General features: G+C 66.3%; 14 protein-coding genes. 4 read left to right on the forward strand and 10 right to left on the reverse strand.

Annotation, left to right across the window (positions count from 1 at the left end):
* The first annotated feature begins 263 nt into the window (after positions 1-263).
* Both ACFR9S_RS03425 and ACFR9S_RS03430 read left to right on the forward strand, forming a co-directional pair.
* On the forward strand, positions 264-953 hold the full coding sequence (locus tag ACFR9S_RS03425; protein WP_379818072.1) for an NAD(+)/NADH kinase: 690 nt from the start codon (positions 264-266) through the stop codon (positions 951-953).
* Between the two features lie 48 nt (positions 954-1,001).
* Positions 1,002-1,442, forward strand: a complete 441-nt coding sequence (locus ACFR9S_RS03430) for a DUF7313 family protein (RefSeq protein WP_379731173.1) — start codon at positions 1,002-1,004, stop codon at positions 1,440-1,442.
* Between the two features lie 390 nt (positions 1,443-1,832).
* Here ACFR9S_RS03430 and ACFR9S_RS03435 read toward each other — a convergent pair whose 3' ends face one another.
* The 8 genes from ACFR9S_RS03435 to ACFR9S_RS03470 all read right to left on the reverse strand — a co-directional run bounded on the left by ACFR9S_RS03435 (position 1,833) and on the right by ACFR9S_RS03470 (position 6,371).
* Positions 1,833-2,102, reverse strand: coding sequence for a DUF7314 family protein (locus tag ACFR9S_RS03435; protein WP_379731172.1), 270 nt, complete (start codon positions 2,100-2,102; stop codon positions 1,833-1,835).
* A gap of 51 nt (positions 2,103-2,153) precedes the next feature.
* The gene (locus ACFR9S_RS03440; RefSeq protein WP_459076962.1) at positions 2,154-2,486 is read right to left on the reverse strand and encodes a DUF7315 family membrane protein; all 333 of its coding nucleotides are present in this window, start codon (positions 2,484-2,486) and stop codon (positions 2,154-2,156) included.
* A 3-nt stretch (positions 2,487-2,489) separates the two neighbouring features.
* Positions 2,490-3,251, reverse strand: coding sequence for a cytochrome b family protein (locus ACFR9S_RS03445; protein WP_379731171.1), 762 nt, complete (start codon positions 3,249-3,251; stop codon positions 2,490-2,492).
* A 4-nt stretch (positions 3,252-3,255) separates the two neighbouring features.
* Entirely contained in the window at positions 3,256-4,056 is an 801-nt protein-coding gene (locus ACFR9S_RS03450) for a cytochrome b (protein ID WP_379731170.1), read from the reverse strand.
* Between the two features lie 3 nt (positions 4,057-4,059).
* Positions 4,060-4,449: a DUF7318 family protein gene (locus ACFR9S_RS03455; protein ID WP_379731169.1), complete on the reverse strand. Its 390-nt coding sequence runs from the start codon at positions 4,447-4,449 to the stop codon at positions 4,060-4,062.
* Entirely contained in the window at positions 4,449-5,042 is a 594-nt protein-coding gene (locus ACFR9S_RS03460) for a plastocyanin/azurin family copper-binding protein (protein WP_379731168.1), read from the reverse strand. Before ACFR9S_RS03460 ends, ACFR9S_RS03455 begins: the two co-directional genes overlap by 1 nt.
* Before the next feature lie 96 nt (positions 5,043-5,138).
* Positions 5,139-5,927 (reverse strand): DUF7319 domain-containing protein, encoded by a 789-nt coding sequence (locus tag ACFR9S_RS03465; RefSeq protein ID WP_379731167.1) that lies wholly within the window; start codon positions 5,925-5,927, stop codon positions 5,139-5,141.
* A gap of 135 nt (positions 5,928-6,062) precedes the next feature.
* On the reverse strand, positions 6,063-6,371 hold the full coding sequence (locus tag ACFR9S_RS03470) for a hypothetical protein (RefSeq protein WP_379731166.1): 309 nt from the start codon (positions 6,369-6,371) through the stop codon (positions 6,063-6,065).
* Positions 6,372-6,624: 253 nt separating this feature from the next.
* Here ACFR9S_RS03470 and ACFR9S_RS03475 point away from each other — a divergent pair, with 253 nt between their 5' ends.
* Positions 6,625-7,104, forward strand: coding sequence for a DUF7321 family protein (locus ACFR9S_RS03475; protein ID WP_379731165.1), 480 nt, complete (start codon positions 6,625-6,627; stop codon positions 7,102-7,104).
* Between the two features lie 26 nt (positions 7,105-7,130).
* Here the strand turns inward: ACFR9S_RS03475 and nth are convergent, their stop codons facing one another.
* Together nth and ACFR9S_RS03485 are read right to left on the reverse strand one after the other, a co-directional pair.
* On the reverse strand, positions 7,131-7,814 hold the full coding sequence (gene nth, locus ACFR9S_RS03480) for an endonuclease III (protein ID WP_379731164.1): 684 nt from the start codon (positions 7,812-7,814) through the stop codon (positions 7,131-7,133).
* A gap of 75 nt (positions 7,815-7,889) precedes the next feature.
* Positions 7,890-8,489, reverse strand: a complete 600-nt coding sequence (locus ACFR9S_RS03485; RefSeq protein WP_379731163.1) for a DUF420 domain-containing protein — start codon at positions 8,487-8,489, stop codon at positions 7,890-7,892.
* Positions 8,490-8,570: 81 nt separating this feature from the next.
* Here ACFR9S_RS03485 and ACFR9S_RS03490 point away from each other — a divergent pair.
* On the forward strand, positions 8,571-8,896 hold a 326-nt coding region (locus ACFR9S_RS03490; protein ID WP_379818073.1), incomplete at its 3' end, for an HIT family protein.

Raw genomic sequence — 8,896 nt, forward strand, 5'->3', positions numbered from 1 at the left:
GACGAGCGACCGTAGGGAGCGAGTCGGCTGGGGAGGTCTGTGGGCTGTGCGGGGCGGTTGCGGTCGCAAGTGGTCTAGCACCGAGATGCTGTTGCTGTCGCAGCCGCTGTCTCAGTAGCCAACGATCGAGATACAGTCGCTGATAACGGAGAGCAATACTGTCGGAGAGAGATCGAACGAGACGAGTCCCACCCACGACACACCTACCCCACGAACCGCCACAGACCACCGTCGTTTTACCCGCGCCGCCCGACGACGCGAGCATGACCCAGTCGTCGCCGATCGGTCGGGTCAGCGTACGCGGCGCGGAGATCGACACCGACCTCTCCCCACTGACGGTGACCGACGACGACGCGGACGCGATCGTCGCCGTCGGGGAGGCGGGGGTCGAACGCGCCGCGCTCGCTGACGCCGACACGCCGATCCTCGCTGTCGACGCCGACGACGGCCGCCACGGCGCGACGCGCGACGGGCTTGCAGCCGCCGCCGCGGCGCTGGCCGACGGCGCCTACCGCAGCGTCACTCACACGATCCTCGGCGTCGCGGTGGGTGGCGAGCGCGTCGACCGCGCGGTGTTCGACGCCACGCTGATGACCAGTGAGCCCGCCCGGATCTCCGAGTACGCCGTCACCGCGTCGGGCGAACGCCTGTTCGACGTACGCGCCGACGGTGTCGTCGTTTCGACGCCGCTCGGCTCCGCGGGCTACGGCCGCGCGGCCGGCGGGCCGGTCGTCACCCCCGGTGCCGGGCTCTCGGTCGTCCCCGTCTCGCCGTTCTCGACCCGTGCGAACCCGTGGGTCGTCCCCGGCCCGCTCTCGCTGACCGTCGAGCGCGACGAGGGTGCGGTGTCGCTGTTCGTCGACGGCGAGGAGCGTCGCCGGGTGGGGACGGACGAGCCGGTCGAGATCGCCGCCGTCGGCGAGTTCACCTGCCTCCGACCGCTGGTCGAGTAGCCGCCGGAATTGGAAAAGCACTAAACCGTCCTGTGCCGATATGCGGGTATGACCCCACTGCAGTTCGCCGTCCCGATCGGGGCGCTCGAATCGGTCTCTGGGGCGTTCCCCTACGTGATCCTGGCGCTCGTGCTGGCCAACTTCGTCACGCGTCATCGCGCGTTCAGCCACTACAAGCGCGCCGCGGAGAACGGGGCCGACACGCTGGATCGCTACGTGCCCCACGTCGCCGTCTCGGCGGTGCTCGCGCTCGTCAGCCTGCTGTACCTCGTGATCGAACCGCACTCGGGGATGGTGATCTCCGTCCTCGTGGTCGGGACGGTGATCGCCGACATCTTCGAGTTCGAGGCCCGGAACGTCGAGGCCCGGAACAACCTCGACATCGAGAAGCCCAAGGGCGCGATCACGGTTTCGATCCTCATGCTGCTGTACGCCTCGTTCCTCGCCCTGTTCTGGGTGATCGAGGATCAGTGGGCGGCGATCGTCTGATCCGCGCCGACGTTTCCGAGCGCCGTCGTCTTTTCGTTCTCCGTACTCCGAGCCACACCGTCGTACCGTCGTGCACACTCCCGGTACCGATAGTCGATCACACTCCCCGCACCGCGTTCTCTCTGCACCCTACTGTCGTCGTCCTCCCGCCACTCGAAGCGTCGTCGCTCTCGTCCCGTCGCTCACCCGACGCTCCGAGCGCCGGCCGAGAGCCGCCGGACACGATGGAAGGCGACCGCCGGGGACGCGACTGGGCGGCCGTGATCGATCGTTATCGACGGTGGTCGACTGCCGGCCCGGAAGAGTCAGTCGGCGGATCGAACGGGGAGAACGACCGACGACGACGTGACCGTGTCGGCGTCGCCGTGAGAGAACGACCGCGAGAAGAGATTACTCGTCGACGACCAGCGCCTCGCGGGCCTGCCTGCCCGCGGGGATGATGACCCAGAACGTGAACGCGCCGATCAGGGCGGTCCAGAACATCAGGTCGCCGAGGAAGATCCCGAGCGTGTCGAACACGGTTCCGGGGTCCTCCGGCGGCGCCGCCACCAGCTGGCGGGTGCTCTCGAAACTGGGCGTGCGGTACCAGCTCGCGGAGATCATCCACACGAGGGCGGCCACGCTGAACAGCCCGAACCCTTTCATGAACTCGTCAGCCATTACCTGAATCTGGGCCGCGAGCCCCCTTCAGCGTTTCCCATCCCGGCGAGACTACGCCGACTCCTCGCTCATCTCCTCGGCCGTGAACCGCGTGCCGAGCACGTAGACGGCCGCGCCGGTCGCGATCGACAGCAGCCCCGCGACGGCGAAGGCCGCCGAGAGCAGCGAGTCGGCCGGCGAGAGCGAGAGCGCCGAGAGTATCGAGCGGACCAGTTGGCGGAGCAGCCCCGTCCCGAGCGCGGCGGCGTCTAAGAGGAGAAAGCCGAACACGACGGCGAACACCGCGATCAGCGTCGAGAAGACGGTGACGGTCTTGTAGAGCCGCATGGGCACCGCCACGTCGCGCCCGTCGCGGCCCTCGGTACTGCGGTCGTCGTCGGCCACGGCCTACTTCGGGGGCCGCAGCCGGTAGTAGCGACGGTTGAGGTCGTACATGTACCCCTCGCGCATCGTCTTCAGCACCGCGTAGGTGATCGCGGCCATCACGATCGGCACGAGGAACGTCAGGTCGAACAGCAGGCTGACGTTCATCGGCATGATGTTCTGGATCGACAGCAGCGAGATGGTGAACGCGAACGTCAGGCCGCCAACCCCGACCGCAGCCCAGAACGGCTGCTCGACCGGGCGGCGGGCGCTCCCCTTGTTGAGGAACGGGACGATCGCGATCGCGCCGACGATCACCACGTTCGCGAGCACGCCGTACGTTCGGTCGGCCATCAGCTTCTGGCCGTCCAGCAGCGAGATCGCGGGGTTGAGGTCACCCAGCTTCAGGAGGCCGAACGACCAGTAGAGGTACCAGTCGGGGAGGATGATCGCGGGCGTCGAACTGGGGTTCGCGGGGTTGCCGATGTGTGGCGGCAGCGTCGCCGACAGTAGCAGCAGCATCCCCACGAAGAAGCTCGTCAGCGCGAGGTTCCGGATCAGCTCGTGGGGCCAGGTCGGGAACGCGAGCACGTCGCGCTCGACGTACGTCGACTGCTGCCGGAGGTCCTGATCCTCACGGCGGGCCCGCTCGAAGTACTCGTAGGTGAGACGGGGGAGTCCCGACCGCCGGCTCTTGCGTTCGCTCCACGTCGGCGTGTCGTCGTCCGGCGGGACGATCCCCGTGCCGCCGTCGGTTCGTGCGTCGGGTTGGTTGTCGTCGCTCATTGTGTTAGTGGGGTTCCGCGATGCCCTGCATCCAGACGATGCCGATGTGGATCGCGATCAGCGAGGTGACCACGAACGGCAGCAGGAACACGTGGATGATGTACATCCGCTGCAGCGTCGGTGCGCCGAGCGAGAAGCCGCCGAACACCAGCTGGGCGACCCACTCGCCGATGATCGGGATCGACAGCGCCATCTCGACGCCGATCTGTCCCGCCCAGTAGGCGAGCTGGTCCCACGGCAGCAGGTAGCCCGTGTAGCCGAAGCCCATCGTGAGGCTGATCAGGACGATCCCGAGCAGCCAGTTCAGCTCGCGGGGCTCCTTGTACGCGCCGGTGAAGTAGACGCGGAGCATGTGCAGGAACACCGCCGCGGTCATCACCTGCGCCGACCAGCGGTGGATCGAGCGCAGCATGAAGCCGAACTGGAGGTCCTGCATGATCATCGCGATCTGGGAGTAGGCGACGGTCCCGGTCGCGGCTTCGGCCGCCGAGGGGGTGTAGTAGAACCCCAGTAGCGCGCCCGAAAGCGCCGCGACGACGTACGCGAGCGTCGAGAACGATCCCAGCGCGTACAGCGGGTACCAGTACCAGAACTTGTTGTCGAGGTTGTACTGCTCGGTGTGGCTCTTGGGCATCTGGAGGTTGACGCGGTAGTACATCGTCTCCAGAATTTCCAGGTAGTCGACGATGCGGAACCGCTTGTCGAGCCAGATGAGGGTGAACAGGTACCCTTTCTCGATGGGGGAGAGCTGCTTCTCCTCCATCCAGCCGAGGTGGTCGTGTTCGTCTTTCTCTTTGAGGCTCATTGGTTATCGTTTGTAGTACGGGTAGACGGCGCGCTTGATCTGGTCCCAGACGCCGGCACCCTCGAGCTGTTGGCCGTCGGCCTGATCGCCGCGGATGTAGAGGTCCTCCCACTTCCGGCGGCGCTTCTTGACGACCATCACGTCCGGGAGGAACTCCTTGCGGTAGATCGCGAGGATGAACGCGAGGTCGATGAACACGATGGCGAGCAGGCCGCCGAGGAACATGTTCCCGTCGGCGGTCAGCCCCCAACCGGAGACCAGCCCCCAGGTGAACATGAACACGAAGACGATCTCCAGCAGCGTCAGCAGCACGATCGCGATCGCCGCGGCCGTGCTCTCACGCGCCGGCTCGTAGCGGTGGATGTCGCCGTAGGTGGATCCGGACGTGGACATCACTCACCACCCCCGGTGTTGCCGGTGTTGGGCGACTCGCCGTACTTGAGCACGTAGAACGTGAACACGAGGCTGACGAACATCATCAGGATGGTCGCCGCGCCCACCCAGTGGGGGTGGATCGGGGCGCCGATCTCGTGGAGCTCGCGTTCACCGCCGCCTCCGGACTGGAGCTCCTCGACGACCTCGATGGTGCCGACCATCCCCGCACTCTCGTGGGGCGTACAGACGTACTCGTAGGTGCCCGTCGTGGTGAACGTGTGGGAGTACTCGTGGCCCGCGTCGAACGTGACGCCCTGTTCGCCTTCACCCTCCCAGTTGGCGCCCTCGGGCTGGCTCTGTGGAACCACGTTGTGCATGTTGCTGTCCCAGACGAAGTTCACTGTCGTGCCCGTCGCGATCGTGAGCTCGGCCGGTTCGAACACGAGGCTCCCGCCGGGGCCGACGGTCACCGTCTCCGTCGGTCCCCCGCCCCCGCCGCCCTCGGTGCCGGTGGTCGTGCCGGTCTCCTCCTGTCCGGCCGCGACCCCCGAGCCGAGGGCGACGGCTCCGCCGGAGCCGCCGGTCGCTCGGAGAAAATCCCGCCTCTTCATACGGCCAAAACGTGGGACGGCCAGCGCTTAAAGCCTCCGTTTCACACCACCCTCGACGCCGCCGACGGCGGTACGACGCGCCTGCGGACGGCCGGCTCAGTCGCCGCCGTCCTCGTCGGGGTCGTCGCTCAACTGCGGGACGAACTCCGGCCGCTCGCCCGCCTCGTCGACGGCGCGGAGCCGATCGCGGTACTCGGCGGCACGGAACCGGTCCGAGAGCCGCGCGTTCGCGACGACGGTGAACAGGAACACGCCGACCAGGACGAACAGGACGCCGACGGCCGGACCGATCACGCCCCCCTGTGGCACGTCGGGCTGGAGGTCGAACAGCAGCGAGCCGACGACCAGCCCGAACCCGGCGATGATCTGGGCGGCGGCGATCAGTTGGAGCATCGTGTTGCCGAGCTCGCCCGACCCGGACTCCACGTCGTCGGGGTCGGGGAGGCTCGGGTCCGCCGGCGGCGACGGCACCTCGTACTCCCCCATCGAGCACAGCGCGACCGTCGGCTCCACGTCCCGGAGCACCGTCCCCTCGCCCTCGACGCTCCCGTCGGGGTTGACGATCGCGTACCCCTCGTCGGAGTAGGCGAGCAGCCGATCGCCCTCGGGGCTGGGGTGGCGTTCGAGCCGTGCGAACACCTCGCGGGTCGCGATCCGGTTCTCCAGATCCTGCTCGACCCGGTCGATCAGCTCGGCGCCGGTGATCCACGTGTCGGGGTCGAACGCCGCCTCCCACTCCTCGCGATCCATCTCGGCCATGTCGGCGGGGCCGAAGTCGTCGAAGTCGTACTTCTGCTCGACTTTTTCACGCAGTGCCTCAAGGTCTTCAGACTCAGACCCGCTAGTGTCCTCTTGGGCGTGCGATTCGTCCGGAGGTTCGCTCATTGCCTCGGAGTTTGTGGGGGAGATTCCTTAGCGTGTTGGTTCCGCAACTCGCGGCCACAGAATCCGATAAAGGAAACGAACATCGTAGACCCAAGATATTCGAGTACCGGAGCTAGCTACCTCCCGTCAACACAACTAATACTCCTCGCTGGACCAAAAACTCCCGTCTGTTAACTTTCTCGTGGGGTCTTCGTCCACCTCGTCAGTGTATTCACAGTTGCGGCAATGTTTCCCTCGGAGATACTTGTTCCCCATCAAGCTACCCTTGTGGTAAGTGTAGTGTGCTAATTTATACTCGCCACACCTCGGGCATTCGTCGAGAGGGCTATATCGATACCAATTCAAAACGGACTTCCCCTTCCACTGACCCCACTGAACCGTAGAATCTCCCTCGTCCTTGCGTTCCTTCTCTTCGATCGCTTCGAGAAAATCCTCTTCTTTCATCTTATCACAGTTGGCTCTCCCAGTTGCTACTTATAGTTTCGTTGCGGTTCCACCCACCGGCGATCAGAATCGAAGAGTCGGTTAGTCAGCTTCGTACAAACAGTTTGTGAGCGGTCGGAAAGACCATATTTTGTAGATTACTTGGAGTCGACTCGGCGTCCGCAGTCCCGTGCTCGAAGGGGTCGACTGGAGTCGGTGGTCTGGTACGCCGGAGTCGCTCCTTTTAGGCGGGCGCGCCGCGAACATCGACGGGATGGTCTCCGAGTCGACCGCGGCGACGCTCGCCGCGCTGTCGGTCACGATCAGCCTCCCCTTCTTCCTCTACGGGGCGTGGTACGCGATCGAGACGGAGGTGATGACGTGGGAGCGACTGCTCCACCACCTGAAGTTCGTGGTCACGGGGCTGGTGCTGACGACGGCGCCGATGCTGCTGTGGATGATCCCGCGACTGCCCGGCCAGTTCGGCGGGCTGGCGGCGATACACGCCTTCTTCGGCCTGCAGGCGTACGCGCTGCTCGTGCTCGCGCTCACCGGAATCGTCCGGATCTTCCAAGCTAAGCGGCAGGCGGACCTCTACCGTAACCCCGACCCCGACGCCGACATCGGCGAACTCCACGAGAACATGGGCGCGTGGCGCCGACGGCTCCGGATCGGCGTGTTCGGCTACCTGATCCTCTGGATACTCGCGTACCTGGTCGGGATCGCGCGGTTCCTGATGGACTACGTGTTCTGAATCGGGGTTCCGACGATCGCCGGAGTCTACCACGCCTCGCCGCTGGCGAGGTCGACCTCGCTGTCACCCTTCGCGGAGGGGCAGATATCCGCCAGCACGCATTCCCCGCAGTCGGGGTTGCGGGCGGTGCAGACGGCGCGCCCGTGGTCGATCAGCAGGTGGGTGAACTGCTGCCAGTGCTCCTCGGGCACCACGTCCAGCAGGTCGTCCTCGATGGCCTCGGGGCGTTCCTCCTCGGTCAGCCCGAGCCGGCGGCTGATCCGCTGGACGTGCGTGTCGACGACGATCCCCTCGACCACGTCGTGGGCGTGCTGGAGCACGACGTTCGCGGTCTTGCGGCCGACGCCGGAGAGCTCGGTGAGTTCGTCCATCGTGTCCGGCACTTCGCCGTCGTGTTCCGCGACGAGCGTCTCGCCGATACTCTTGAGGTAGCCCGCCTTGCTGTTGTGGAACGTGATCCCGTAGATGTCGTCGGCCAGTTCCTCCTCGTCGGCCGCGGCGAAATCCTCGGCGGACTCGTACTTCTCGAACAGGTCCGCAGTCACCTCGTTGACGCGCTCGTCGGTACACTGCGCGGAGAGCACGACCGCGATCAGGAGTTCGAGTCGCGTGTCGAAGTTCAGCGAGATCGTTGAGTCGGGGTACTCGGCTTCGAGGCGGTCGATCACTTCGGCCGCCTGTTCGCGGCGTGGTTCGAGTGGCTCGCCCATACCCGCCGTTCCGTTCCCCCGGGGTTGAACGGTTCGGTCGCGGCCGCGACGGCCGCGGGCACACGTCGCCCGCGCCTACATCCCGGTGCCGGCGGTGAACTCGTAGCTGTACACCCAGTTGAGGAGCACGTACGTCAGCACGCCCATCGACAACGAGAGGATCCACGAGCCGGCGGCGAGGCGGCCCACCCGCTTGTGGGGCGTCTCCTCGCGAAGTTCCCGCGGCGAGTGGGTGAGGCCGAGCACCAGCGCATACAGCACGACCGGCACCGCAACCACCGAGAGGACGATGTGGATCGCGAGCATCAGTAGGTAGGCGTAGTACACCGGATCGGGCGCGCCCACGATCTCCTTCGTCCCGCCGCCGCCGATCTTCCAGAGGTAGAGCACGAGGAACACCATGATGAGTCCGAACGCACTCCCCATCGCTTTCCGGTGTTTCTCGACGTTCCCCTCGCGGATCCACTTCCAGCCGAGGGCGAGCAGCACCGTCGCGGTGGTGTTGATCGCCGCGATCGCGTGGGAGAACAGGTTCACTTGCGCGTTCGTCAGGTCGGGGTAGATCGGGAGCGCCCCGGCGAACGTCCCCATCACCAGCCCGTAGCCGAGCACCGAGAGCAGCGCGACCGTCGCCCGCGGGCGATCGCGGGCGCGCGATCGGAGGGTTTCCAGCATGGCCGGAGGGTGGGTCCGGAGCGACAAGGTGGTTCGGGTTCCGGCCGAGACGTTTTGCCGCCGGCGGCTGAACCGGTCGGCATGGCCGACTGCGAGTTCTGCGCCATCGCCGCCGGGGAGCGTGACGCCTACGTCGTTCACGACGACGAACACACCCTCGCGATCCTCGACGAGATGCCAACCCGGCGGGGCCACACGCTCGTCCTGCCGAAAGCCCACCGCGAGGAGCTACTGGGGGCGGACGAGACGGGGAAGGAGGTGTTCAAGACCGTCGACGCCGTCGCCGAGGCGCTCCGGCGGGTGCTCGACCCCGACGGGTTCAGCGTATTCTACACCTCCGGTCCGCTGGTCGGATCGGTCCGACACGCGCACGTCCACGTCGTGCCGCGCGCGGCGGACGACGACGT

This window comes from Halolamina salina (assembly GCF_042678005.1).
GTDB classification, from domain to species: Archaea; Halobacteriota; Halobacteria; order Halobacteriales; family Haloferacaceae; genus Halolamina; species Halolamina salina.